This window comes from Phyllobacterium sp. CCNWLW183 (assembly GCF_037203775.1).
Taxonomy (GTDB): domain Bacteria; phylum Pseudomonadota; class Alphaproteobacteria; order Rhizobiales; family Rhizobiaceae; genus Phyllobacterium; species Phyllobacterium ifriqiyense.
Genome location: NZ_JBBCBN010000008.1, coordinates 184,726 through 210,913, shown reverse-complemented (window position 1 = coordinate 210,913; position 26,188 = coordinate 184,726). Strand labels below are relative to the sequence as shown.

Below are 26,188 nucleotides of genomic sequence, written 5' to 3'. Positions count from 1 at the left end.
CCGTTGCAGCATAAAATATGCAAGTTAAATCACAACAGTGTTGTGAAATGAACGGTCTTCAGTGCAAACTCGCTCGCGTCGCATTGGGATGGGGCGTGCGGCAATTGGCTGAAACAGCTAACGTTTCAACCCAGACGATAAGCCGCTTGGAGAGAGGCGAGCAACTGCGAGCTGGCACCTTAGGTGGCATAATGCAGGTGTTTGAGGCTGCGGGAATAGAGTTCCTTTGGGGGGATGGAGATGACTTCGGAATAATGATCAAGAAGCTGCATTCGCTGACTTCAGCGGACGACTAGATGCAGACAGAAGCAGTAATCGTATAGCAAGTATAATTTGGTCCATTGTAGGTGCATACGGACATGCCGACAAAGATAACCTTCTTTGGCATCGATGACGGTCTTCTCAGCTCGAGGGGCGAGTGAATGGATTTCGAAACCCACGGGCTTGAGGTCCACTCTTTTGGCCGTTTGATCTAAGTCGTTATTTCGTGAATCCGTACCGAGGGCACCACTTATTGCGCAATGTCACAAAGGTGCCTGTGATGCGTAAGATAGATGAGCTGGCCGATGTTCGCCATCTCGGACAATAGCCGGAACACTTCCTTAGACCTCGGCTCTCGGCAATGAATGGAACCGAGAGGCGAATCTGTGCAAATTCCTGGTAGCTTGCGGACGCCTGTTCTTAGAAGGTTAATTGTCATAACTTCGCACGCAATGCCATCCGGCGAACCTGAAACGAGCCCTCTTGAAGAAAGTATACTTGGAAATCTGAGCCGCGTGCGGGTTTGATCCTTTTTATACCAATAAACCAATGGCCGACAACTGGCCGAGGCAGCTCGGCAAAAACGACCTGACCTTGTGGTTTTGTTTATCACAGGATATGCAGAAAATGTCGTCCTCAATCATGGGCATCTTGAGCACGGAATGCATGTCATGACCAAACCCTTTGCCGTAGAGGATTTTGCGCGCCGGATTGTCGATCTTATCAAATCGAGCCCAACTTAACTGCGCGCGCCGTCCGTCGCTGTTCACTGAACTCATTTTTCAAAAGGTATATTCAATGTACGCCATATGTGCCCCCCGTGCAGAAACGTGATCAACGAAACAGATTCACTAGAAGGTCTGGGGTGGTCGGATTTCTTCCAAAGCCAACTCGAACCACATGACATAAATTGCGTACCTATGCGCATCTCCAAAGTTCATCGCGCGCGTCTGGTTGCAATATCGGCTACTGGGTCGGTGAATCTTATGCTTTCGGCTCAAAGCAACACTGCGGATTTTGCGGTGGGAGATTGGGTGCTGGTTCATCCGGAAGATAACTCAGTGCAGCGCTTGCTGGCCCGAAAAACTTTGATCTCACGTCAAAGAGGAGAAGGTGGGACCAATCAACTTGCTGCTGCCAATGTCGACGCGCTCTTTATCGTCACCTCATGCAACGATGATTTCAACTCGGCCCGCCTTGAACGATACTTGGCTATGGCGAATGAATCCGGGGCTGATCCGGTTATCATCCTGACAAAATCCGATACCGTGGCAGATGCCCGGAAATATGAGGAGCAAGCAGCTCTGTTACAGCGTGAGCTGCCTGTTGTAGTACTCGACGGGCATTCGCCAGACTGTGTAAACACCTTGGCTGTTTGGTGCGGGCCGGGACAGACAGTAGCACTGGTCGGCTCGTCAGGTGTCGGTAAATCAACGCTCGTAAATGCACTGATCGGCGGTAAAGCGCCCCAGCTGACCGGTGACATACGCGAACACGATGGAAAGGGTCGCCACACCACTACTTCGCGGTCTCTGCATTCCATTGAGCGGGGCGGTTGGGTAATCGATACGCCGGGAATTCGCACGCTCAATGTCAGCGAAGTAAGCTACGGGATCGATATGCTCTTTGCCGAAATCACGGAGCTTGCCCCTCTTTGCCGGTTTCGAAATTGTACTCATTCTCATGAACCGGGTTGCGCGGTACAGGCGGGGGTGAACGCAGGCACTATCGATCCTGAACGTCTGACACGCTGGCGAAAACTCCAGATAGAAAATGCTGCAAACACTTCTGCACCGAGTCATTCAAGGGGCGGCGGTGGGAAGCCAAACCGTAAAAATCGATGACATATTGAAACGTATGAATGTCTCGATAAATGCCGTGCGTCTCACATCCGAATCATTGTCAGGACCTGCGTATTTTCCAAAATTTACTTCTCGCCTGATACCGTGTTTTCAGTTTTGTGACGTACGCTTGGTGCGGTTCGATCGAGCCATAGTCGGTGATGTTCGATGATATTGTTTCGAGCTCACTCAATTGACGTGCTGCATGCCTGTATCGTGCTGCTCGACTCCAATCTAGGATAAAGTTGATCATGGTCCGGAGCGCTATAGTTGCCGCCACTGGATAACTGTTCCGAAGCGTGTCTGCGGCAAGACTTAAAAGTTCATAGTCTTCACCGTTCAAATCTTTCTCTCTAGAAATTACGAGCCGCGCAGCTTTTTCCAGGTTGGGCCAAGTCAAAAGAAAAAGCAGCGCCTGATGGGCGTCGGGATAAGCCGCAACATATGACAGGGCTTTCTCCTCAGCTTCCATGTCGTCGAAATCAGGCAGACGCTTTAGGAAAGCGCGCAGATGCTCTTCATGCAGGCTCTGCTCGAACCACTGCCACCGCAATGATTGGGCATCTTCTTTGCGATCAAGCTTTTCCAGCGTATCGGCATAGATGTTTTCCCATTCGTATGGGATTGCTTCCGAAGCGGCTTGGCTCGCTCGTTTCAATGAATCTAACGCTTCATGCGATCGCCCTGCCGCCAGAAGTCGGCTTGCGATTTCCACGGCGACAAGAGGTTTGGCTCGATCGTCATCGTGTGTTTCGATAAAGGCGTCAACGTCGCCTTGCGCATCTGCAATCTGCCGAAGTAATATTCGAATTTTCCCTTCGTGCTTCCGCGTTGCTAGCCCATCTGCATACGACACACGGCGATTATTATCCGTGGTTGCGGACTTCGAAGATTTCAATTCGGCCGTTAGCAGCGCTTTCAGTTGATCCATGCCTTGTTGTTGCAATGGCGCGGCGAGGGCAGGGATTAGACCGTCGTATTGACCATAATCATTGTTATGAAGGGCGCTAAAAGCGCGCTTGGCGAGCGCCGTTGGGTCGGGATTCGCGTTGAGCGCAACTTCACTGAAACCGGTGCATGCCAAACTAAAAACAGATAGAAGCGTTCTGTTGGTGTCGGTGGTGCGCATGAGAATGGAACTGGCAATATCCATAAACCGCCACATGACCTCCAAAGCTTCAGTTGGATCCTTGGAGGCGATTGTTTCTGTTATTACCGCCCACTGCGTTTCGAGGTCCTTCTTCAAAGTCTTAACCTGCCGCCATCTTATCTTCGATCGCGATCTGTCGATGGCAGCCAGCCTCTTGGTGACTTCCCGAATTACCTCCTCATTGCTTTGCAAACCCGCCAATTCAATACGCAGACGCCGCTTGCTAGCAGCGCTACCGGTGCTGATTTCGATAAGCAGCGCGGCAAGTCGTTGTGTGCCAAGTGCCTCAAGATTTTTAGCATTCAATGTCGTCTTCGATGCCACTGCTGTTCCTGTTTTCCATTTGCATAGCCACCCGCCTGTTGCTCGGAGACGGTTTATGAGAGACTTTGTTCGTCCAGCAAAGGGAACTGACCAACACACTATCTGCGATGTGCTGCAACGCCAAGTAGGGCGCGGGATCAAGTCGCCACCTGCGTCCAAAGGGCATCGATTTTCTGCTCTGCCGGCCCCCGCGACATGGAATTCCGTTCTGAGAATGCGTTCTCAATGGGATTAAAGTTGGGGCCATATAGCAGAAGGAACGTCGGCTTTGGACCTGCACGGCATCGCGTACCCCTGCTGTCTTGTAAGCTGGCAGATTAATCACCACCACGCCCCAACCTGAAGAATCGGCAGAATTGCTACATAGGCTAGGAAGACGTACTGTCCATTGCGCCATCGCAGACAAACGGTGTGGTCATTCGAAGTGGCGCAACACTCCGGTGAAGGTCGTTCTTTTCCAATGGCCATCGCCTCGGATAGCGCGTCCCCACAGACGCGCCGTGCGCATCAGGTTATCCAGCCTGCGTGCGCGCGAGATCACCGTTGACGTCGGTTTTGATGATCCTTCGCATTTTACAAGAGCTTTTAACGCGTTTACGGAAAAACGCCGACGCAGGAATGGGATAGGGGTGTGAAGCAACTGCTCGATTCGACTAAATCCACTTCGCCAACGTGTCGTCATTTCATAGGCCAATTACAGCCGCGGCCGATAAAATGAAAGAGAGAAGACGTCTTCCTTGTCCCCCGTGCGCGATCTGCGAAACGCCTTTTCAACGCCCGATTCCAACCGAATTCTGCGCTCCTCGTGCTCCTGCACAGACAGACGCAATCAAAAAGTCGCTATAAAGCGTTTCCATTTTATCGACTTACCCTTCAGCAAGGAGGCACGTTAAATAACGTCCTAAGCACCTTCAAGACTATGTTCTCCAATAGACCGTGAGTTTGGTTTTTAGGTGAAATATGAAACGTCGCGAGGAACCTACGGATGCATCTCAGGATACTGTTCGTACTGACTTCTTGTAAGCCAGTTGATGTATAGTCAAGCTTAGATGGCTATCGTAGACTCGAACCTTGCAGAAAATCGTTGGAGGTGCGTGAACACATGAGCCTTAAGGCGAAATACGGAAACCTTACAATTGCAGCCTTCCTGATGTCATTCAGTCAAATCAATCAAAATTTTGCGGCAGATGCAAACGGATGCATACTTAAAACTGAAACAGAAAGTGATTGGCTTTTTGTAAACAACTGTAACCGCGACGTGGTTTTAGAGCTCTGCTTCGAGAAGACAATCGATTCAGCTGTTAACTGTTCGAGCGTCGCTCAAAATAATGGTGAGCGACTGTATCCAGCGACGGTCGTCGAAGCGAATTCCATATTGCAGATTTTGAACATTGGCAATCGCTCTGAAATCAAGTGGGGAGCATGTTATCATAACGAAAAAGATGATCGGAATCCGGGGATACCAGAAGGCGAATGGAAGTTTACGTATCGCTGTAAAAATTCGAACGTCGACAATTAGGTCATACAAAGAAAACGACGCTCGACCCATAACCGGGACGATCCCTGAGAAAGCAAAGCGTGTTGGTCGCTAAACGCATAGAATGGGGAAAAATGCTATTTGAGGCAGGCCCTTATGAGCAAGAGTCATTTTCTTCGACCGTTTCACTACCCGTTCCCAAGGCCAGGAAGGATGCTTAAGACTGACATTGGACACGTTGGGAGATGACCTGGAGGTTCTTATGAACCAACGCCAGCTCAGCGTTTTTTCAAGTCTCAGCCAGCGTTATGGGCGACAGGGGTTGTCTTTGATATCTACCATCGGAGATTACTGATCCGTTAGGCTGCAAAGTGTGTTTTTAGAATTCTAGGCTACAATCGAAATTGATGGAAATCACCCTATTGTCGGCATTTTCAAAGGAACGTTTCCGACAACTTCCGAATGAGACCTGGTTCCCTGCACGTACCTTGCCTGGGTCGCTATTTTTAGACCAAACGAGTCTTGCAAAACTTTGATACCCGGATAAGCCGGGGCACCATCGCAGGACGCAGACACCTTGCTGAACCCGTTCCACCATCGGTACAGCAGCTAGGATTGCAAGGTCATTCTAAGGATGGTCCAAGAGCACTCGAAGCAGGATAAAGCCGGTCGATCGATGGGAGAAATTGAGCGCCTTTGCGGGTCAGAAAGTCTTGAAAAGCTTTCATGGCGGGCGACAATGTACGGTCCGTTCTTACAACTGAAAACCATTGGCGGCGTATGGGCATTCCAATGACGTCAAGGATTGCCAGCTTGCCGAATTCCAGTTCGAGTGCAATCGTGTGCGCCGAGATGAAGCCAATACCCAATCCCGCCATTACGGCCTGCTTGATTGTTTCATTGGATGACATCTCAGTGCCAAGATCGTCCAGTCGACCGGGCAGTTCACTTAAGAAAATTTCCAAAGATATCCGTGTTCCGGATCCCGGTTCACGCACGAGAAAGTGCTCCTGGGCGATACGCTCCTTGGTGATATCGCGGGATTTGGCAAGCGGATGATCCGGTGCGGCGATCATAACGAGCGGATGATCTCCGAACACGGTTGAGCGAAGCGGAATATCCTTGGGCGGGCGCCCCATCAGGGCCATGTCGACCGCATGGCTTTTAAGGGCAGCAATCGTCTCGGCGCGATTGCCGATGGCCAGTTTTATGGCGATATCCGGATGCTGTTTGCGAAAAATCGCCATCAACTGTGGTGCGAAATATTTCGCTGTTGAAACCACACCCAGTATCAGGCTGCCAACGCGCAGGCCCTTGATTGCATCGATTTCGTCCTCAAGCAGTCGTAGACGCTCTTCGAGCATCTGCGCTGCGTCAAGAAAGGCTAGTCCGGCCAGCGTCGGGCGAAGCCCGTCATTGGTCCGGTCAAACAAAATAAGTGCCGATTCTTCCTCAACAAGCTTGAGCTGAATCGTCACCGCAGGGGGCGTCAGGCCAAGTGCGTTCGCTGCACCGGCTATTGTGCCGTGTCGCCTGATTGCCTGGATGGCCCGCAGTTGCTTCAAAGTCAGGTTGCGCATCCCTATACTTAATTTATTTTACTGAGATAGTAAATATAATAAATTTTACTTAGCGATGGTTCCCTGTTTCGATAGCCCAAGCCTGACAACACGATGATCAGGCCGGGGAGGAATATCATGACAGCGACACTGGAGGCCTTTCTCGCAACCTTTGCCGGTGGAGACGACACCGTTAACACTGCGGTTTCCAAAGTGGTTCGCCGTTTGGCGATAACTGCTGTGGAAATAAGAAATACGATCAATCAAGGCGTGCTTGGCAAGGCGTTTTCACACAACAGTGGCAGCAAGAATGCCGATGGCGATGCTCAAAGGGCGCTCGATATTCTGGCCGATGACATGTTTTTGGAGTCCATGCGGCAGGCGCCGATTGCCCTTTATGGCTCGGAAGAGCTAGCCCATCCCGCACTGCTCGATCCCGACGCGCCTCTGGCACTTGCCATTGATCCGCTCGACGGGTCTTCCAATATCGATACCAATATCTCGATAGGGACTATCTTTTCCATCCTCCCGGTGGTTGGCCAGCCCGACAGCGAGCCTGGCGCTTCGTTCTTCCAGAAAGGCGAATGTCAGCTCGCTGCCGGTTTCTTCATTTACGGGCCGCAACTCGCACTGGTTCTGACACTGGGAAGCGGGACGCACATCTTCGTATTCTCCTCGCGCCTGGGTACTTTTGTCCAGGCTTATGACAGTGTTGTCATTGCCGACAGGTCGCATGAATTTGCGATCAATGCCGCCAACTATCGTTATTGGAATGAAGCTGTGCGGCTCTATATTGACGATTGTCTCAAGGGAACGGAAGGTCCGCGCGAAAGAGATTTCAACATGCGCTGGATTGCATCGCTGGTCGCTGAAACCTATCGCATTCTCATGCGCAGCGGCGTCTTCCTTTATCCCGGCGACAATCGCAAAGGCTACGGGGAAGGCCGCATCAGGCTGATTTATGAGGCCAATCCCATCGCCTTTCTGGTTGAGCAAGCCGGTGGATCAGCAACCGATACGGCGACACGTATTCTCGATCTGGTCCCCAAATCCATGCATCAACGCGTCCCCTTTGTCTTCGGCTCATCCAGAGAAGTGGCCCGCATCAGTCGATATCATTCGGAACCCAGCAATATCGGCGAACGCGCGCCGCTGTTCAGCAAGCGCGGCCTTTTTCGGGTCTGAGGAGGAAACATGTCTGCAAAGCATCCCATCATCTCAATTACCGGATCGTCAGGTGCCGGAACCACCTCCGTCAAGCGGATTTTTGAGCAGATATTCCGCCGTGAGAACATTGAGGCCGCTTTCATCGAAGGCGATGCCTTCCACAAGTACGACCGCAACGCGATGAAGGCCAAGGTCGCGGAAGAGGAAAAGAAGGGCAATCCAAACTTCACGCATTTCAATGCCGATGCCAATGAACTGCAAAAACTCGATGAGACATTCGAAGAATATGGTCGCAAGGGAACCGGCAAAACCCGCACCTACATCCATGACGATGCGGAAGCAGAGCTCTATGGCACACCGGCAGGAACCTTTACCGAATGGCGCGGCTTCGATCCCAGCGATCTGCTTTTCTATGAAGGGCTGCACGGTTGCGCGGTAACCGAAGGCATCAATTTGGCCCGGCATGCGGATCTGAAGATTGGAGTTGTTCCCGTCATCAATCTTGAATGGATCCAGAAGATCCATCGGGACCGCGCCACCCGCGGTTATTCCACGGAAGCGGTCATGGATGTCATCCTGCGGCGCATGCCCGATTATGTCCGGTACATTACTCCACAGTTTACCCTGACAGACATCAATTTCCAGCGGGTTCCAATTGTCGATACATCGAACCCGTTCATTGCGCGGTGGATACCCACGCCCGATGAATCGATGCTCGTTATCCGCTTTGCCAAACCGCGGGGTATCGATTTCCCCTATCTGCTTTCGATGATCAATAATTCTTTCATGTCGAGGGCCAATTCAATTGTCGTCCCCGGCAACAAACTTGACCTGGCCATGCAACTCATCCTGACACCGCTGATCATGCAATTGATCGAACGTAAAAACCGGGCATCGTGAGGGAGACACCGATGAGTACCTATACTTTGAGGCAAGAAAATCGTGAAGCTGCCAATGTCCGTGAACGGGATATGACCAACGCAATCCGCGCTTTGGTCATGGACAGTGTGCAAAAAGCCAATTCTGGCCATCCTGGCATGCCGATGGGCATGGCCGATGTGGCCACGGTTCTGTTCAACCGCTTCATCAAACTCGACCCTCTGCATCCGCTATGGCCGGATCGTGATCGGTTTGTCCTGTCAGCTGGGCATGGCTCGATGCTGCAATACGCCTTGCATTATCTCATCGGATATCCGGATATGCCCATAGAGGAATTGCAGCGATTTCGCCAACTTGGCGCAAAGACGGCAGGACACCCGGAGTATGGCCATGCGCAAGGTATCGAGCTAACAACAGGCCCGCTGGGTCAGGGTATTGCTACCGCCGTGGGGATGGCGCTGGCCGAGCGTATGCTCGCGGTACGTTTCGGTGAGGATATCGTTGATCACCATACCTATGTAATTGCCGGAGACGGGTGCCTGCAGGAAGGCATCAGTCACGAGGCAATAGATCTCGCCGGTCACCTGAAACTGTCAAAGCTGATCGTGTTTTGGGACAATAACTCCATTTCAATCGACGGGCCGACATCATTATCGACATCTTTGGATCAACTTGCGCGGTTCAGGGCCGCAGGATTTTACGTACAAGACATAGACGGCCACGATCATGAAGCGATCGCGCAGGCGATTGCTCAGGCGAAGCTTTCCAAGCAGCCATCGCTGATTTCCTGCCGCACATTGATCGGCAAAGGGGCGCCGAATCTGCAGGGAACCGAAAAAACCCATGGTGCTCCTTTAGGAGAGGCGGAAATCGCAGCAGCACGCCAGGCCATGGGCTGGGCGCATGCGCCTTTCCATGTCCCTGAAGATATACTGGAAGCATGGCGCGAAGTCGCACGCAGGGGCGCAGATGAACGGCGTCAGTGGTGTGTGAAAACAGCGGCGTCGCCCTTTGGCGATGAGCTTAGGCAAGCGGTGAAGAAAGAAATACCTGAAACGGTTTTCAAGGATTTGCGGGCTTTTCGTCGCCTGCATCTGGAAAAAGCCACCAAAGTTGCCACCCGCAAAGCGTCTGAAATGGTTCTGGGCATCATCAACAATGCCACCGATCTGACCATAGGCGGTTCTGCCGACCTAACCCATTCGAATCTGACGATTACACCTGGCATGAAGCACATTTCGGCGAATGATTTTTCCGGACGCTATATTCATTACGGCATTCGCGAACATGGAATGGCAGCCGCCATGAATGGCCTGGCACTGCATGGCGGGTTTGTTCCCTATGGCGGTACGTTCCTCGCATTTTCAGACTATGCGCGCGGCGCCATGCGCCTCTCGGCATTGATGGGTCAGCAGGTTATTTATGTCATGACGCACGACTCGATAGGTCTTGGCGAGGATGGTCCGACCCATCAGCCGATCGAACATCTGGCAATGCTGAGGGCCACGCCGGGCCTGAATGTCTTCCGCCCGGCCGACATCATCGAAACGGCCGAGTGCTGGGAACTTGCACTTCGACACAAGGACCGTCCCAGTGTTATCGTCCTCTCCCGCCAGAACCTGTCGATGCTCCGCCAGGCCGACAACACGGAAATCCGTTCAAGCCGCGGTGCCTATGTCCTGCGGGAGCCGGCGGAGCCGCGCGCCATCACGCTTCTTGCAAGCGGCTCGGAAGTAGAGATTGCCTGCACCGCCGCCGACATGCTGTGGGGCCAGTACCAAATCCCTGCCGCAGTCGTTTCAATGCCTTCGTGGGAATTATTTGAGATGCAGACCCCGGCCTATCGCCGGTCTGTCCTTGCCGCAGCTCCGCGCATCGCCATCGAAGCGGCAGCCAGATTGGGCTGGGACCGGTGGATCGGTGAAAAGGGTGCATTCATCGGCATGCAGGGCTTTGGTGCCAGCGCCCCTGCCTCCGATCTCTACAGGCATTTCGGCATCACACCAGAGAGCATCATTGCCACCACACGCAAGCTCATAAGCTAGGAGGAGTATCGACTATGGCCCGAATTACCTTGCGACAATTGCTTGATCATGCTGCCGAACATGGCTACGGCGTCCCTGCCTTCAACATAAACAATATGGAGCAGGGGCTTGCCGTCATGGAAGCCGCTGCGGCCTGCAAGGCGCCTGTCATCCTTCAAGCATCTCGCGGCGCACGGTCCTATGCGAAGGACGTGATGCTGGCCCGGATGATCGACGCGCTTGTGGAGCTGTACCCCGACATTCCCATCTGCCTGCATCAGGATCACGGCAATGATGAAGCCACATGCATGACAGCAATCCGCCATGGTTTCACTTCCGTAATGATGGACGGGTCGCTTGAAGCAGATGCTGCAACGCCTGCCTCCTATGAGTACAATGTGAGTATCACCCGACGCGTCACCGCAATCGCTCACTGGCTGGGGGTTTCCGTCGAGGGTGAGCTTGGCGTGCTCGGTTCGCTGGAGAGCGGTGAAGCCGAAGCCGAGGATGGGCATGGTGCAACCGGTGTGCTCAGCCACAGCCAGCTTCTGACCGATCCGGATCAGGCCGTCGATTTCGTACTGCGCACCAAGGTTGATGCGCTGGCCATCGCCTGTGGCACGTCGCACGGCGCCTACAAGTTTACACGGGCTCCGGATGGCGACATCCTGGCAATGGATGTTATCGAGCAGATTCACCGGAAACTCCCCAACACGCATCTTGTCATGCACGGCTCGTCCTCCGTGCCTCAATCCCTGCAGGACGTCATCAACCGCTTCGGGGGAGAAATGCCGCAAACCTATGGAGTACCGGTCGAGGAGATCGAACGGGGCATCAAGCACGGCGTGCGTAAGGTCAATATAGACACGGACTGCCGAATGGCAATGAGCGGGCAGTTCCGCAGGATCGCCACGGAAAGCCCATCCGAGTTCGATCCGCGCAAATTTCTCAAACCCGCCATGGATGCCATGCGCGATCTTTGCCGCGACCGTTTCGAGCGGTTTGGAACGGCGGGCCACGCATCGAAAATCAAGGTGACTGAGCTTGACGAAATGGCCAGACGTTATGCAGCGGGCCTGCTCGATCCCCAAATCGCTTCCGCCAGAGCTGCATAAAGCAAAAATATTCAAGGAAAGGACCACATCATGTCGAGCAATTCGGAAACGGTCACCGGGAAAGAGCGCTACAGGTCGGGCGTTATGGAATACAAGAAGATGGGCTACTGGGAGCCCGATTATGAGCCGAAGGATACGGACATAATCGCACTCTTTCGCATTACCCCACAGGACGGGGTCGATCCGATAGAAGCTGCGGCCGCTGTTGCTGGGGAATCTTCCACCGCCACCTGGACAGTGGTTTGGACGGACCGGCTGACGGCAACGGAAAAATACCGCGCCAAGGCTTATCGCGTCGATCCTGTCCCCAATGGAGAAGGTCAGTATTTCGCGTATATTGCCTATGATTTGGACCTGTTCGAACCGGGGTCGATTTCGAACCTGACAGCATCCATCATTGGCAATGTTTTCGGGTTTAAGCCACTCAAGGCGCTGCGCCTCGAAGACATGCGGCTGCCGGTCGCCTATGTCAAAACATTCCAGGGACCGCCAACGGGAATCGTCGTCGAGCGCGAGCGTCTCGACAAGTTCGGACGTCCATTGCTTGGCGCAACGGTCAAGCCAAAGCTTGGCCTTTCCGGCCGCAATTATGGCCGTGTGGTCTACGAGGCGCTTAAAGGCGGGCTGGATTTCACCAAGGACGACGAGAACATCAATTCGCAACCATTCATGCATTGGCGCGAGCGCTTCCTCTATTGCATGGAAGCGGTCAACAAGGCTCAGGCTACAACGGGCGAGATCAAGGGCAGCTACCTCAATGTCACCGCTGCAACCATGGAGGATATGTATGAACGAGCCGATTTTGCCAAGGAGCTGGGTTCGAATATCGTCATGATTGATCTCGTGATCGGCTACACGGCCATCCAGTCCATGGCGAAATGGGCACGGCGCAATGATATGATCCTGCATCTGCACCGCGCTGGCCATTCGACCTATACAAGGCAAAAGTCGCACGGCGTTTCCTTCCGCGTGATTGCCAAGTGGATGCGGCTAGCGGGTGTCGATCACATCCATGCCGGAACAGTCGTCGGCAAGCTTGAAGGCGACCCGGCAACCACACGCGGATACTACGATATCTGCCGCGAGGACTTCAATCCTATGCAATTGGAGAACGGTGTCTTCTTCGACCAGCACTGGGCTTCACTTAACAAGATGATGCCCGTGGCTTCGGGCGGGATACATGCGGGCCAGATGCACCAACTCCTCGATCTTCTGGGCGAGGATGTCGTTCTGCAGTTCGGCGGAGGCACCATCGGTCATCCGCTCGGCATCGCTGCCGGAGCAACTGCCAATCGGGTCGCGCTCGAATGCATGGTGCTCGCCCGCAATGAAGGACGCGATATCCTGCGCGAAGGTCCTGATATTTTGCGGATGGCGGCGCGCAACTGCCAGCCGCTGCAGCAGGCGCTCGAGGTCTGGAAGGACGTGTCCTTCAATTACACCTCGACCGATTCCCCGGACTTCGTTCCAACCGCAACAGCAGCCGAATAGGAGAACACAGATGCGGATCACTCAAGGAGCATTTTCATTCCTGCCCGATCTCACGGACGATCAGATTACCAGGCAGGTACAGTATTGCATCGACAATGGCTGGGCGGTCAGTCTCGAATTTACGGACGATCCGCACCCCCGCAATACCTATTGGGACATGTGGGCGCATCCGATGTTCGACAATCCGGACGCTGCAGCATTGATGATGGAATTGCGGGAATGCCGTAAGGTCTATGGCGACAGGTATATTCGGTTGGTGGCATTCGATAATTCCCATGGATGGGAATCGGTGAAGCTTTCATTCCTTGTCAACCGACCTGCCGAAGAACCTGGCTTTCACTTGGCTCGTCAGGAAGGAGAAGGCCGCGTGGTTCGCTACACGACCAGCGCTTATGCAACCGACAGACCGGCTGGGCAGCGCTATGGCTGATGCAACCATGACGCTGTCCGCCGACACCGCGAGCGGGGCCTCTGGAGCGGTCGACCTGCGCGCGCAATATGTTGAGTCCGGGGTCAAGGAAGTGCTTGACGAACTTGATCGCGAATTGATCGGCTTGAAACCGGTGAAGCAGCGCATACGGGAAACGGCGGCCTTGCTGTTGGTGGAACGCGCGCGCCGCAGCCTCGGACTTGCGCACGAGACGCCGACGCTGCACATGAGTTTCAGTGGCAATCCGGGCACTGGCAAGACGACTGTGGCGCTGCGTATGGCAAACCTTCTGCACCGTCTGGGGTATATTCGCAAAGGGCATCTCGTGTCGGTCACCCGTGATGATTTGGTTGGCCAGTATATCGGTCATACCGCACCTAAAACCAAGGAGATACTCAAGAAAGCCATGGGCGGTGTCCTGTTCATAGACGAAGCCTATTATCTGCACAGGCAGGAGAACGAGCGGGATTATGGGCAGGAGGCCATCGAGATTCTGCTGCAAGTCATGGAAAACCAGCGTGACGATCTCGTCGTTATTCTCGCGGGCTATGGCGACCGCATGGATAAGTTTTTTGAGAGCAATCCGGGGTTCCGCTCGCGCATAGCCCATCACATCGACTTTCCCGACTACAGTTCCGATGAGCTGCTCAGGATTGCTGAAACCATGCTGGCCAGGCAGAACTATAATTTTGACGAGCCAGGCCGCACGATCATGGCCGATTATATCGAACACCGCCGACGGCAACCACATTTTGCCAATGCCCGCTCGATCCGCAATGCACTAGACAGGGCGCGCCTCAGACATGCCAATCGGTTGTTCGAGGCATCGAACGGTCCAACGGATTCAACGGCCCTGTCCACAATTACGGCAGAAGATATCAGGGGCAGCCGTGTTTTTGCTCGATCAACCGGGAAGGAAAAAGTGCCATGAGCCACGAGGTATTAATTGCACCATCTGTCCTGTCAGCGGATTTTTCCCGTCTTGGCGAAGAGGTGGAAGACGTGATGGCTGCCGGCGCGGACTGGGTGCATCTTGATGTCATGGACGGGCATTTCGTGCCGAACATCACCTTCGGTCCGCAGGTCATAAAATCCATCCGCAACAGGACCAAGGCCATATTTGACTGTCACCTCATGATTGCTCCGGCCGACAACTATCTGGCTGCCTTTGCCGATGCCGGTTGCGATTTTATAACTGTCCATGCCGAAGCTGGGCCGCACCTTGACCGTTCCCTGCAGGCCATTCGCGGCCTTGGGAAAAAGGCTGGTGTGTCTCTCAATCCCTCTACGCCCGAGAGCGCTATCGAGTATGTGCTGGACCGGCTGGACCTGGTGCTGCTGATGACGGTCAATCCCGGTTTTGGCGGACAGGCGTTTATTCCGGCGGTCGTTGAAAAGATCAAACGTTTGAAGGCGCTCATCGGCAAACGGCCGATCCGGATTGAAATCGACGGTGGTGTTACGCCGCTGACAGCGCCCCTTGTCACTGCTGCGGGCGCAAATGTCCTTGTAGCAGGTTCGGCAATCTTCACGGCCGGCGGAAAGCTTGTCTATGCGAGTAACATTTCCGCCATTCGCGAGGCTGCCAAACAGGCAATTCAACACCGGGCTGCCTGAACGGAGAAAAGTATGGCTGCAATAGCACCTCTATGCGATTTTGGCTGGCAGGCCGTGGATGCAACACTCCTTGGTGTGGACGGAAGGCGGTATTCGATCCTGTCACAGGCGAAAAACACAGGCCTGGTCGTTGCATTCATCTGCAATCATTGTCCTTATGTGAAGGCGGTCATTCAGCGCATTGTCCGCGATGCCCGCGATCTGAAACAGCTTGGCATCGGGTTCGTTGCCATCAACGCCAATGACCCCATCGCCTACCCATCCGACTCCTACGAAGGAATGTGCACATTCAGTCGAAAGAATGGCCTGCCTTTTCCTTATTTGCATGATGCGGATCAAAGTATTGCGCGTCTCTACAATGCAGTCTGCACGCCCGAATTTTTTGGATTCAACGCGGCAGGAAAACTGCAATATCGCGGGCGTCTGGATGGATCGCGTAAACAGGAGGCCAGTGCCAATCTGCGCCGTGACCTGTTTGAGGCCATGGTGGAAATTGCCGAAACGGGGTCCGGGCCGCGCGAACAATTCGCCTCGGTTGGCTGCTCCATCAAATGGCGTGATAAATAAAATACACCCGAGCCTTTACGTCCATTGGAGCATGTAAGGCTCGGGTGGTGGAAATGCCGCCGGTATCGAGGACCGGCGGGCTTATTTGGAATATTGTTTGAGATATGCCTCAAGATTTGTAATGTCGGTTTCATCCTTGAGACCCGCAAAGGCCATTTTGGTGCCTTTGACCTTCGCCTTGGGATCATGCAGATATTCGCGTAAGCTGGCACTATCCCATACCAGACCCGCAGCGCCTGCAGCCTTCATCGCTGGCGAATAATTAAAGCCTGGATGTGTGCCTGCTGTCCTTCCAAACAGGCCGTTCAGCGAAGGTCCGACCTTGTTCTTGTCGCTGTCGGCCACGTGACAGGCCGTACATTTTTTGAAAACCGTTGCTCCGGCCGTTGCATCCCCCTCCTGAGCCGTGGCTCCTCCAGCATAAACAATAGTAGCTGACATAGCTGTCAGCATAACAAGATATCGCATGGCATTTCCTCATATTCGCCAAGGGTGCCCTTAGACGAGTACTGGTGCCAGTTTCCATGCACTGTCACCACCATTTTCAGCTGGTCCAATTGACCCCAGCCATTCCAAAACGTTACCTGTGGCTTGGCATAAGTCAATCGCCTCGGGCAAGTAATAACGCCGCAATCTCACATTCCAGGTTTTATGTGGCTGCATGATTGACGCCGGCTTGCAGGAACCGTAACTTGGCCTAGATATTTCTCATCGGGCACCTTGAGAATTCCGGCTGTCATCTTGCTTTGCATTGCCCCTTATTGGGACGTTTGCGGGCAAGGGTAGGATTGAGGGTGCTGAATGGACGTTATCGATCTCGTTTTAACCATTTGCCTCGTGTCGGACCCCTCAAGCTGCCGGGAAGAGCGACTGCATTTTGAAGACAGGGGCGGGATCACCAATTGCCTGTTTTTGGCACCTACCGAAATTGCTAAATGGAGTGAGGAGCATCCCAAGCTTCGTGTTGTCCGATGGAAATGCGTATATCCCACCGGCGAGACGACGTTATAGGATTGTAGACGGCGGGACAGCAAATCGGTCTGGGAGGACATTGTGATATCATATCGACGACTGGGCCGTGCCACCTTCCTGCTGGCGTTGCTGCTTGGCCTGTTCTTCAGTCAAATAGCTGAAGCCGTTGAGAAGGTTCGCGTGGGCGTATTGCGGTTCGGGACTGTGAACTGGGAGCTGGACACCATCAGGCATCATGGGATCGACAACAAATACAATATTGATCTTGATGTGCGTTTTTTTGCCAGCGAAGATGCTACCAATGTGGCAATGATGGCCGGTGATGTCGATATCATCGTTGCCGATTGGCTGTGGGTGTCACGTCAACGCACATCCGGCGAGGACATAAGCTTTGCAGCGTATTCCAGCTCTGTTGGAGCTTTGATGGTACGCGATGGCTCGCCTATAAAAAAACTTGCCGATCTGAACGGCAAGAAGATTGGTGTTGCCGGCGGTCCGCTTGATAAGAGCTGGCTGCTCATACAAGCGCTTGCAAAAAAACAAGCGCTTGATCTGCCTGCACAAAACGAGATTGTTTTCGGCGCACCACCACTGCTTGCGGAAAAGGCGGAACAGGGCGAACTGGATGCCATTTTAAATTTCTGGAACTTTTGTGCACGGCTCGAAGCGCGGGGCTTTCATCGCCTGATCAGCACGAGCGATGCTGCAAGAGATCTGGGCGCCACAGGTGCCGTCTCGGCGATCGGATTTATATTCCGCGAGAAATGGGCCCGTGACCACCCTGAGCTTATTGAAGCTTTTCTCAAAGCCAGCCGTGATGCGAAGAAACTGCTCGCCAGTTCCGATGAAGAATGGCAGCGGCTCTCTCCAGTCATCAAGGCGGAGGGGCGCGAGCTGCAGGTGCTGCGAGACCGCTATCGCGAAGGCATTCCCCGCCGTTCCGTCGAAGAAGAAGAGGAGGATGCCGCAAAACTCTATGCAATTCTTGCCGAACTTGGAGGTGAGCGACTGGTCGGACCTGGCAAAACATTGGCTCCCGGAACGTTTTGGAGGACGCAGTGACGGACCCGGCCCTGATCTCCAACTTCCAGACAGGGAAAGGCGGAGGTTCACGACAATATTGGTCGTCGGTCACGATGGGATGCATTTCCTTTGCAGTTTTGCTCGTCGCATGGCACATCGGAGCTTTGCTTTGGCCAAGCCGGTCCTTTCCCGCGCCTCTTCTCGTCTTGCAGGCTTTCCTGCGTGAGACAGCCAGCGGCGACATGGGCTATCATCTGGGCATGACGCTTTGGCGGGTCGCAGCCTCGTTCTTTCTGGCGATGCTGATTGGCTCTGCTATCGGCGTTGCGCTCGGAAGGCACAGAGGTGCTGATCGGTTTTTCAATCCCTGGGTTATACTGTTCCTGAACATACCCGCTCTGGTGATCATTGTGCTCGCCTATATCTGGTTTGGCCTCAACGAGGCAGCGGCTGTCGGAGCAGTTGCGCTTAACAAGATTCCCAATGTTGTTGTCACAATGCGCGAGGGCGCACGGGCTTTGGATGAGCGCTATGGCGAGATGGCGAAAATTTACCGCTTTGGCCGAATGGACCGGCTGCGTCATATCCTGCTGCCGCAATTGCAGCCCTTTATAGCCGCGGCTTCCAGATCCGGTATTTCCCTCATCTGGAAAATAGTGCTTGTCGTGGAGCTGCTGGGCAGAGCCAACGGTGTCGGCTTCCAGATCAATCTGTTTTTCCAACTCTTCGATGTCGCTGCAATCCTTGCCTACACATTGGCATTCGTTGCGGTGATGCTATTTATTGAACTTGTATTGGTGCAGCCTCTTGAACAAACATCCACACGTTGGCGCCGCCACGAAGCTTAAGGTCGACATAGAAGAGAAGTCGTTCCGGTCATCGAATGGCGAAGCTATCACCGTGCTTCAGAATTTGCATTTTGAGGTGGCGCAGAACGAGTTTGCTTGCATTGTGGGGCCGTCCGGATGCGGCAAGACGACGACACTGCGCATATTGCTGGGGCTCGACACCGATTATTGCGGTACAATGCAGCTCTCCGGGCTGACGCATCCCCGCATCGGAGCGGTATTTCAGGAGCCGCTCCTGCTTCCATGGCGCTCCGTTGAGCAAAATGTCCGTCTCGCGCTGCCGGATCACCTCAAGAACACGAATCTCGATGCGCTTTTCAGCACATTGGGCTTGTCCCGGATGAGAACGTTCTACCCGGGGGAGCTTTCGCTCGGGCTGGCACGCAGAGCGGCAATTGCGCGGGCTCTGGCCATTGAACCTGATATTCTGGTGCTCGATGAGCCTTTTGTTTCTCTAGACGAACCCACGGCCCAGCAGCTTCGTCACCTGCTGATGGGCGTATGGGCGGAGCGACCGACAACGGCACTCATGGTCACGCACAATATCAGGGAAGCCATCCTGTTGTCCGATCGGATCATCGTTCTGTCGGATCGTCCTGCACATGTTATCGGAACCTTCGACATCAAATTGCCCCGCCAGAGCAGAACCGAACAGGCAAAGCGGGATATTCTCAGATCATTCCTCGACAGATTTCCGGATGGAGGAGCCTGATATGGCCGGACCTTCGCGACGTACCTTTTTGGGCACCGGATTGCTGCTTGCCGGCTGCTGTATGCCCCATGCACGGTTTGCCAGCGCAGAGCCGGCCGGAACCGAGGCGCTTCCCGTCAAGGAAATAGCGAAAGGCATCTTCGCATTTACCGGAGCGCCGGAGATGATGAGTACCGCCAATGAAGGCGAAATATGCAACATTGGCTTCATCATCGGCAATGAGGGCGTTGCCGCTATCGACAGTGGCGGCAGTGCGGCAGAGGGCAGAAGGCTCGTGGCGGCAATTCGAGCCAAAACGGACAAGCCGATTCGGTATCTCATCAACACTCATATGCATCCCGACCACATTTTTGGAAACTCGGCTTTTGAAGGCACGGGAGCCGTTATAGTGGGTCACTACAACCTGAGACGGGCGTTGGCCAATCGCGGCGATTATTATTTGCAAAGTTATCGTGCGATCCTCGGTCCCGAACTCATGTCCAGCATCAGAATAATTCCGCCTGCGATAACCGTTGCCGGCGAGCAGGAGCTGGACCTGGGCAACCGCAAGGTGACGTTGAGAGCTTGGAAACCGGCACATACCGACAATGATCTGTCTGTATTCGATCAACAGACACGGATTCTGTTCACTGGCGACCTGTGCTTTACGCAGCATATCCCCACAATCGACGGGTCGCTGCTTGGCTGGATCAGGCAGCTGAAGGATTTAAGGGAGATTCATGCCGAATTGGCCGTTCCCGGGCACGGGACTGTTCCGGCACCGTGGCCACAGGCACTTGACGATGAAAGTCGTTATTTCGACGCGCTCGCCAGGGACATTCGCATGGCGCTTGCCGATGGCCGCTCCATGACGGATGCAAACCGGACCGCCGCCCAAAGTGAACGCGACAAATGGCATCTTTTCAACCAGTACAATGAGCGCAATGCAACTGCTGCCTATGCCGAACTTGAGTGGGAGTAGCTACTTGTTGGTGTTTGCCAGACCATCGTGCCAAGTGGTATGATAACGACTGGCCGGGCACCGCCAACGAAATTTGGTGGAGGCGAACATGACTTGGAATATGAAGCGAACCAAGGGTTGTGCTGCTGTGATCGCGGCGGGATTGCTTTGGGCCGTCAGTCCGGCAACAGCGGAAAGCCAGAATGCCAGCGCGCCAGAGGCGGCAACGTGGAAGAGCCTGAAGAGCGATGTTTTCGGGAGCCGGCCAATAGAACAGGGCGAGGGGATCGTCAGAATTGAAGCGCCCAAGCGCGCCGAAGACGCAGCTGTCGTTCCTGTCGATATGCACTTCAAGACAGACAGCAAGACGGGACGCATCAAGACCGTGACCTTGATCGTCGACGAGAACCCGGCGCCTGTCGCCGCGGTCTTTACCTTCGGGCAGAACGCTGGCGTCACCCATCTGGCAACGCGCCTGCGGGTTAATGCCTATTCCTATGTGCGGGCTATTGCTGAAACGGAAGATGATAAGCTGCACATGACGGAAGTCTTTGTGAAGGCTTCCGGGGGGTGCTCGGCACCCGCGATGAAGAATCAGGACGAAGCAATGGCATCGCTCGGTAAAATGAAGCTGCGGGTGTTTCCCTCCAAGGCGCCTGGCTTGGAGCCCTTGACCCGGGCCACGGAGATGCAGCTGATGATCCGCCATCCGAACAATTCCGGGTTACAGATGGATCAGTTGACACGATATTATATCCCGGCCCATTTTATCCAGGGGCTCACCGTCTCCCAGGGCAATCAGCTGATCCTGTCGATGCAAGGTGGTATATCGATCTCAGAAGATCCCAATTTTCGGTTCGCCTTCGACGCGAGGACCGGAGAGGAGCTCAAGGTTGAAGCCCTGGATGCCGAAGGCAAAAAATTCCAGGATGAATGGCCGCTCGAATCCTCAAGCCTTTGAGCCGTAAACTTTAAAAACAGCGGATGTCTGCCTCTGCCTGAGCCCGCTTGAGTTCGCTGATAGCAGCTTTTGCCGGTGCGCTTTCGCGAAAAAGAACACCGTTCTCACCCGGAACCAGCCCCATTTGCTTATAGGTTTCTGCTGCTTCATAGCGCTCATAGGTCACAACCGAGGCGATAACATCGATTGAACAGGAGCATCGCTGGAGGGTGTCACGATTTTCTCCGTTCGCTTTCATGCAACCGTAAACATACTCTGCAACCGCCGGCGTCGGATAATCTGACGCAGCATGTGCCAGCATTGGAAATGCGATTGCTGCGCTTGCTAACAAAATCGGCTTGATGGTTTTCACTCCAGGCATTTTCATACTCCAGCATTCGGCAATGCTAAATATACATTTTCCGGGCTGTTAATAAAAGAGAATATATGGACGCAAATATAATTTAGATGAAAGTATCAAAGTCCGCCATGGGTCAAATAGTTAGAATAAATCAGAAATCCTTTGTTTTCTTATGCAATGCGGAAGAATTATATTGCAATGCAGCAAATATAAATTCGATAATCATGCTTGCCTAATGAAATTCTTTCTCCTATCGTCATCTTGTTTCCGGCTTCAAGGACGTTGCCGTCAAGGGAGTGGTGACAGTCTTCGTAGGCCAAGCGAGGTGGGCAGTAACGGTGCCCTCTGCGCGCCTGGCTTTGTCGTGACACGCTGCCGGAAATACTTCCCCATTTGCCTGAGCTAGTGGTGCGGACCCGTATGTTTACTCGGTTTTCGCCGATAGTTCATAAATGTGAACTTTGGGAGGACTAAATGCGTGTACACAGAAATTTAATAGGAATTGCATTGGCTACGACAGCCATGACGTTCTCGTTGGCGGGTGGAGCTCTGGCCAATGACGATCTTCAAGGCTTGATCTCGGATTCCAAGAACTGGGCTATCCAGACTGGCGACTATGCCAATACTCGTTACTCAAAACTCAACCAGATTACCAAGGATAATGTCAAGAACCTCCAGGTTGCCTGGACATTTTCAACGGGCGTGCTGCGTGGCCATGAAGGTGGTCCGCTCATTATCGGCGACGTGATGTATGTGCATGCGCCTTACCCGAACACGGTCTTTGCACTTGATTTAAACAATGATGGTAAGATCCTTTGGAAATATGAGCCCAAACAGGATTCCAATGTTATTCCGATCATGTGCTGCGATACGGTCAATCGCGGCGTCGCATACGGCGATGGCAAGATATTCCTGTATCAGGCCGATACAACGCTCGTTGCACTTGATGCCAAGACAGGTGAAGTCGCCTGGTCGGTGAAAAATGGTGAAGCGGCGGACGGTAGCAAAGGCGAATCCGGCACGTCCGCACCAATGGTGGTGAAAGACAAAGTGATTGTTGGCATATCCGGCGGCGAATTCGGTGTGCGTGGAGCGCTCACTGCCTACAACATCAAGGATGGCAAGCAGGCTTGGCGGGCTTGGTCAATGGGATCGGACAAAGAAACACTGATCGATCCCGAAAAGACAACCCAACTTGGCAAACCTGTGGGTGCCGATTCTGGTACGAACACCTGGGAAGGCGATCAGTGGAAAGTCGGTGGCGGTACAACTTGGGGTTGGTATTCATACGATCCCAAGCTGAATCTCATCTATTATGGTACCGGCAATCCGTCGACGTGGAATCCAAGTCAGCGGCCAGGCGACAATCGGTGGTCAATGACAATCATGGCTCGTGATGCCGACACCGGCATGGCCAAATGGCTTTATCAGATGACCCCACATGACGAGTGGGATTATGATGGCGTCAATGAAATGATCCTTGCTGACGGCATCGAGGTTGACGGAAAGCCACGTGACGTCCTCGTACATTTTGACAGAAATGGCTTTGCTTACACGATGGATCGTGCCAACGGCGAGCTTCTCGTCGCTAAAAAATACGACCCCGCGGTCAACTGGGCTACTGAAGTCGACATGGACAAGGACAGCAAGACCTATGGCCGTCCGAAGGTTGTCGACAAGTATTCGACACAGGCCCAGGGTGAAGATGTCAATACAACCGGCATCTGTCCTGCGGCTCTTGGCACAAAGGATCAGCAGCCAGCATCGTATTCGCCAAAGACCAAGCTCTTCTACGTGCCGACAAATCATGTCTGCATGGACTATGAGCCCTACAAGGTCAGTTACACTGCCGGTCAACCTTATATTGGTGCGACGCTTTCCATGTACCCGGCTCCCAACAGCCATGGTGGCATGGGTAACTTTATTGCCTGGGATGCTGCAAAGGGCGAGATCGTCTGGTCTAAATCCGAACAATTCTCGGTTTGGTCCGGTGCACTAGCAACTGATGGTGACGTGGTCTTTTACGGAACGCTCGAAGGCTACCTCAAGGCGGTCGATAAGGACGGCAAAGAACTCTACAAGTTCAAAACACCCTCCGGCATTATCGGCAATGTCACCACCTACGAACATAAGGGCAAACAATATGTTGCCGTTCTGTCAGGCGTTGGCGGTTGGGCAGGTATCGGCCTTGCTGCCGGTCTGACCAAGGGCACGGATGGTCTGGGCGCTGTCGGTGGATATGCCGGCCTCTCGGACTATACGGCTCTTGGTGGCCAATTGACGGTCTTTGCCGTTCCTGAGTGACAAGGACGGACTTGTATATCGTTAGCCACGTTGAGGCGGTCGCTAAAGAAGAACCCGGCCATGCCGGCCGGGTTTTTTGCGGCTCCGACAAACAAATGATCAATCGCAACTGCTGACCGGGCTTCCCAGAGCGCTGGCGAGGTTGCAATGAGAGGTTTCTTGATGCCGATCCGATTAACGATTCTTGCCGTAACTGCCAGCTTTGCTCTCTTGGCAAGCTTGGTCAGTACCCATGCCGACGACAAAGCCGCCGCTGCGGTCGCCTCACAGGACAATGGTAAATATGCCGACAAGGAAGGAAACCCTACATTCAAGATACAAGAAGACGGAACGGTCGATTGGTACACCTATAGTGGATATCGTCGCTTCAATTCCGAATGCAACGTGTGCCATGGTGCAGATGGCGCAGGCTCCTCTTTCGCTCCCGCCCTGGCAAATTCTCTGAAAACAATGACCTATGCCGATTTTCTGTCGATCGTGGCGGAGGGCCGAAAGAACCTGAGCGCCGGGAACGAAAAAGTCATGCCCGCATTCGGCGAGAACAAGAACGTTTACTGCTATATGGATGATCTTTATGTCTATTTGCGCGCACGCGCAGTCGGCGATCTCCCGCGCGGCCGTCCGGCAAAGAAAGAAGATAAGCCGGAGGCCGCAAAAGAGGCCGAAACCTCCTGTATGGGTGGTTAGAATGCTGATGAACCGGGCACAAATTGCAAAAATCGTCATGGCTTTCGCTACATGTGCAGCGATAGGCCTGTCCTTCAATGCGTCTGCCCAAGAATCCGGCCTCGGTTCGGCAGGTGAACTGGTGGACCCCGATGTTTTGCGGGTTTGTTCTGATCCTTCAAACCTGCCATTTTCCGACGATAAAGGCAAAGGTTTCGAGAACAAACTTGCTGAGCTCGTTGCAGCCAAGACCGGGCGGAAATCAGTTGCCTATACATGGTATCCAATGGCAACCGGTTTTGTCAGAAATACGCTGCGTGCCAATCGTTGCGACATCATCATCGGTTACGCTCAAGGTGATGAGCTGGTGCAGAACACCAATGCTTATTACCGATCGACTTATGTGCTGATCTACAAGAAAAATACCGGTCTTGATGGTGTGGAAACCATTGAAGACCAGAAGCTTGCCGGCAGGAGGATTGGCGTTGTTGCCGGCACACCCCCGGCAGCCAATCTTGCCAAGGCTGGTTACATGCGCAATGTGCAGCCTTATCCGCTAATGGTCGATACGCGTCTGGCGCCGTCAATGGCAGAGACGATGATCAAGGACTTGAAAAAAGGCTTGATTGAGGCCGCAGTGCTGTGGGGTCCGATGGCGGGTTATTATGCAAAGGAAATTGATCCTGATCTGGTGGTGATCCCCTTGGTGAAGGAGAAATCACGGCATATGGCGTATCGCATTACCATGGGCGTTCGTCCTTCCGATCAGGAGTGGAAACGCACCTTGAATAAGATGATCAGGGAAAACCAGCAGGAGATCAACAAGATATTATTGGATTTCCAGGTGCCGCTGATCGATGAAAAAGACAGGCCAATTACGCAGTAACCACCATTTGTCAGGAGGGCAAAATACGGTGTGGACATGGTTCGGTTTTTGGGCGGTTTTGTTGGGGTTGTCTCAAACGGCTGCCCTTGCGGACGATACCGTTTCCGAGCCCGCAGGCTATAGGCTGGAAAACTATAAGGCACCAGTGCCTGCAACATTGAAGGGCGCGCAGGTTGTCACGACTGAGGAGGCCATCGCATTGTGGAAGAGCAAAGCAGCTGTCTTTGTCGATGTACTGCCTCACGATCCAAAGCCGGCAGCTCTTCCGCAGGGTACGGTGTGGAGGGAAAAGGTAAGGGAGGATATTCCCGGCAGCATCTGGCTCGCGAATGTGGGTTATGGCGTGATTAACAGCGAGACCGAAGCCTATTTCCGTAAGGGGCTGATATCCCGGCTTGGAGACGACAAGCGGCGAAAGATCTTGTTTTACTGCATGGAGAATTGCTGGATGTCATGGAATGCAGCCAAGCGGGCGGTGGAGTGGGGATATGAGGCGGTTCTCTGGTATCCGTTGGGTACGGATGGCTGGGTTGCAGCAAAGCAGCCGACACGGAAAAATGAACCCTATTAATTTCAATCCTGCGCCAAGAAGGCGTATGGTAACGGAGAAAGATCAATCTTTGGTCTTTGTGTA

Annotated in this window: 25 protein-coding genes and 2 pseudogenes; 22 read left to right on the top strand and 5 right to left on the bottom strand. The window is 53.5% G+C overall.

The features are described 5' to 3' along the window. Positions 1-17 precede the first annotated feature (17 nt). The 3 genes and pseudogenes from V9K95_RS18730 (at position 18) to rsgA (ending at position 2,105) form a co-directional block, all read left to right on the top strand. Positions 18-296 carry a helix-turn-helix domain-containing protein gene (locus V9K95_RS18730; RefSeq protein WP_443147278.1) on the top strand — a complete coding sequence of 93 codons (279 nt, stop codon included), beginning with the start codon at positions 18-20 and terminating at the stop codon, positions 294-296. Between the two features lie 513 nt (positions 297-809). Then, positions 810-1,004, top strand: a pseudogene (locus tag V9K95_RS18725) (hybrid sensor histidine kinase/response regulator); the annotation flags it as partial. A 66-nt stretch (positions 1,005-1,070) separates the two neighbouring features. Continuing rightward, positions 1,071-2,105, top strand: coding sequence for a ribosome small subunit-dependent GTPase A (rsgA, locus tag V9K95_RS18720; RefSeq protein ID WP_336441627.1), 1,035 nt, complete (start codon positions 1,071-1,073; stop codon positions 2,103-2,105). A gap of 58 nt (positions 2,106-2,163) precedes the next feature. Here the strand turns inward: rsgA and V9K95_RS18715 are convergent, their stop codons facing one another. Together V9K95_RS18715 and V9K95_RS18710 are read right to left on the bottom strand one after the other, a co-directional pair. Then, positions 2,164-3,576, bottom strand: coding sequence for a DUF6880 family protein (locus tag V9K95_RS18715; RefSeq protein WP_336441628.1), 1,413 nt, complete (start codon positions 3,574-3,576; stop codon positions 2,164-2,166). A gap of 123 nt (positions 3,577-3,699) precedes the next feature. After that, positions 3,700-4,081, bottom strand: a pseudogene (locus V9K95_RS18710) (IS630 family transposase); the annotation flags it as partial. A gap of 597 nt (positions 4,082-4,678) precedes the next feature. Here V9K95_RS18710 and V9K95_RS18705 point away from each other — a divergent pair. Continuing rightward, the gene (locus tag V9K95_RS18705; RefSeq protein ID WP_336441629.1) at positions 4,679-5,095 is read left to right on the top strand and encodes a hypothetical protein; all 417 of its coding nucleotides are present in this window, start codon (positions 4,679-4,681) and stop codon (positions 5,093-5,095) included. A 581-nt stretch (positions 5,096-5,676) separates the two neighbouring features. Here V9K95_RS18705 and V9K95_RS18700 read toward each other — a convergent pair. Next, positions 5,677-6,633 carry a LysR family transcriptional regulator gene (locus tag V9K95_RS18700; protein ID WP_336441630.1) on the bottom strand — a complete coding sequence of 319 codons (957 nt, stop codon included), beginning with the start codon at positions 6,631-6,633 and terminating at the stop codon, positions 5,677-5,679. 114 nt (positions 6,634-6,747) lie between these two features. Here V9K95_RS18700 and V9K95_RS18695 point away from each other — a divergent pair, with 114 nt between their 5' ends. The 9 genes from V9K95_RS18695 to V9K95_RS18655 are packed head-to-tail and all read left to right on the top strand — an operon-like array spanning position 6,748 to position 15,902. Next, complete coding sequence (locus V9K95_RS18695) at positions 6,748-7,797, top strand: class 1 fructose-bisphosphatase (protein ID WP_336441810.1); 1,050 nt, start codon at positions 6,748-6,750, stop codon at positions 7,795-7,797. A 9-nt stretch (positions 7,798-7,806) separates the two neighbouring features. Next, positions 7,807-8,679, top strand: a complete 873-nt coding sequence (locus V9K95_RS18690) for a phosphoribulokinase (protein WP_115053926.1) — start codon at positions 7,807-7,809, stop codon at positions 8,677-8,679. Between the two features lie 11 nt (positions 8,680-8,690). Further along, positions 8,691-10,703, top strand: coding sequence for a transketolase (tkt, locus tag V9K95_RS18685; protein WP_336441631.1), 2,013 nt, complete (start codon positions 8,691-8,693; stop codon positions 10,701-10,703). A gap of 14 nt (positions 10,704-10,717) precedes the next feature. After that, positions 10,718-11,797, top strand: a complete 1,080-nt coding sequence (gene fba / locus V9K95_RS18680) for a class II fructose-bisphosphate aldolase (protein WP_336441632.1) — start codon at positions 10,718-10,720, stop codon at positions 11,795-11,797. Positions 11,798-11,827: 30 nt separating this feature from the next. Next, the gene (locus V9K95_RS18675; protein ID WP_115053923.1) at positions 11,828-13,288 is read left to right on the top strand and encodes a form I ribulose bisphosphate carboxylase large subunit; all 1,461 of its coding nucleotides are present in this window, start codon (positions 11,828-11,830) and stop codon (positions 13,286-13,288) included. A gap of 10 nt (positions 13,289-13,298) precedes the next feature. Then, entirely contained in the window at positions 13,299-13,718 is a 420-nt protein-coding gene (locus V9K95_RS18670; RefSeq protein ID WP_115053922.1) for a ribulose bisphosphate carboxylase small subunit, read from the top strand. A 7-nt stretch (positions 13,719-13,725) separates the two neighbouring features. After that, the gene (cbbX, locus tag V9K95_RS18665; protein ID WP_442958587.1) at positions 13,726-14,649 is read left to right on the top strand and encodes a CbbX protein; all 924 of its coding nucleotides are present in this window, start codon (positions 13,726-13,728) and stop codon (positions 14,647-14,649) included. Next, positions 14,646-15,335, top strand: coding sequence for a ribulose-phosphate 3-epimerase (gene rpe, locus V9K95_RS18660; RefSeq protein ID WP_115053921.1), 690 nt, complete (start codon positions 14,646-14,648; stop codon positions 15,333-15,335). Before cbbX ends, rpe begins: the two co-directional genes overlap by 4 nt. Before the next feature lie 12 nt (positions 15,336-15,347). Next, positions 15,348-15,902, top strand: coding sequence for a thioredoxin family protein (locus V9K95_RS18655; RefSeq protein ID WP_336441634.1), 555 nt, complete (start codon positions 15,348-15,350; stop codon positions 15,900-15,902). Positions 15,903-15,983: 81 nt separating this feature from the next. Here the strand turns inward: V9K95_RS18655 and V9K95_RS18650 are convergent, their stop codons facing one another. Further along, entirely contained in the window at positions 15,984-16,370 is a 387-nt protein-coding gene (locus V9K95_RS18650; protein WP_115053919.1) for a c-type cytochrome, read from the bottom strand. A 585-nt stretch (positions 16,371-16,955) separates the two neighbouring features. Between V9K95_RS18650 and V9K95_RS18645 the strand changes: the two genes are divergently transcribed. The 5 genes from V9K95_RS18645 to V9K95_RS18625 all read left to right on the top strand — a co-directional run bounded on the left by V9K95_RS18645 (position 16,956) and on the right by V9K95_RS18625 (position 21,358). After that, a complete protein-coding gene (locus V9K95_RS18645; protein ID WP_336441635.1) occupies positions 16,956-17,936 on the top strand; it encodes an ABC transporter substrate-binding protein in 981 nt (326 codons plus the stop codon). Positions 17,937-18,010: 74 nt separating this feature from the next. Next, a complete protein-coding gene (locus V9K95_RS18640) occupies positions 18,011-18,745 on the top strand; it encodes an ABC transporter permease (protein WP_336441811.1) in 735 nt (244 codons plus the stop codon). After that, positions 18,705-19,457: an ABC transporter ATP-binding protein gene (locus tag V9K95_RS18635; protein ID WP_336441636.1), complete on the top strand. Its 753-nt coding sequence runs from the start codon at positions 18,705-18,707 to the stop codon at positions 19,455-19,457. The genes V9K95_RS18640 and V9K95_RS18635 overlap by 41 nt, the downstream gene beginning before the upstream one ends. Before the next feature lies 1 nt (position 19,458). After that, complete coding sequence (locus V9K95_RS18630) at positions 19,459-20,418, top strand: quinoprotein relay system zinc metallohydrolase 2 (protein WP_336441637.1); 960 nt, start codon at positions 19,459-19,461, stop codon at positions 20,416-20,418. Positions 20,419-20,506: 88 nt separating this feature from the next. Continuing rightward, positions 20,507-21,358, top strand: coding sequence for a quinoprotein dehydrogenase-associated SoxYZ-like carrier (locus tag V9K95_RS18625; RefSeq protein WP_336441638.1), 852 nt, complete (start codon positions 20,507-20,509; stop codon positions 21,356-21,358). 10 nt (positions 21,359-21,368) lie between these two features. Here V9K95_RS18625 and V9K95_RS18620 read toward each other — a convergent pair whose 3' ends face one another. Next, positions 21,369-21,725, bottom strand: coding sequence for a hypothetical protein (locus tag V9K95_RS18620; RefSeq protein WP_115053912.1), 357 nt, complete (start codon positions 21,723-21,725; stop codon positions 21,369-21,371). A gap of 495 nt (positions 21,726-22,220) precedes the next feature. Here V9K95_RS18620 and xoxF5 point away from each other — a divergent pair, with 495 nt between their 5' ends. The 4 genes from xoxF5 (at position 22,221) to V9K95_RS18600 (ending at position 26,125) form a co-directional block, all read left to right on the top strand. Beyond that, positions 22,221-24,002 (top strand): lanthanide-dependent methanol dehydrogenase XoxF5, encoded by a 1,782-nt coding sequence (gene xoxF5, locus V9K95_RS18615; RefSeq protein ID WP_162802572.1) that lies wholly within the window; start codon positions 22,221-22,223, stop codon positions 24,000-24,002. A 162-nt stretch (positions 24,003-24,164) separates the two neighbouring features. Continuing rightward, on the top strand, positions 24,165-24,689 hold the full coding sequence (locus tag V9K95_RS18610; protein WP_115054090.1) for a c-type cytochrome, methanol metabolism-related: 525 nt from the start codon (positions 24,165-24,167) through the stop codon (positions 24,687-24,689). Between the two features lies 1 nt (position 24,690). Beyond that, entirely contained in the window at positions 24,691-25,554 is an 864-nt protein-coding gene (locus V9K95_RS18605; protein WP_442958582.1) for a quinoprotein dehydrogenase-associated putative ABC transporter substrate-binding protein, read from the top strand. Then, on the top strand, positions 25,526-26,125 hold the full coding sequence (locus tag V9K95_RS18600) for a PQQ-dependent catabolism-associated CXXCW motif protein (RefSeq protein WP_337345118.1): 600 nt from the start codon (positions 25,526-25,528) through the stop codon (positions 26,123-26,125). Before V9K95_RS18605 ends, V9K95_RS18600 begins: the two co-directional genes overlap by 29 nt. The last annotated feature ends 63 nt before the right edge of the window (positions 26,126-26,188 follow it).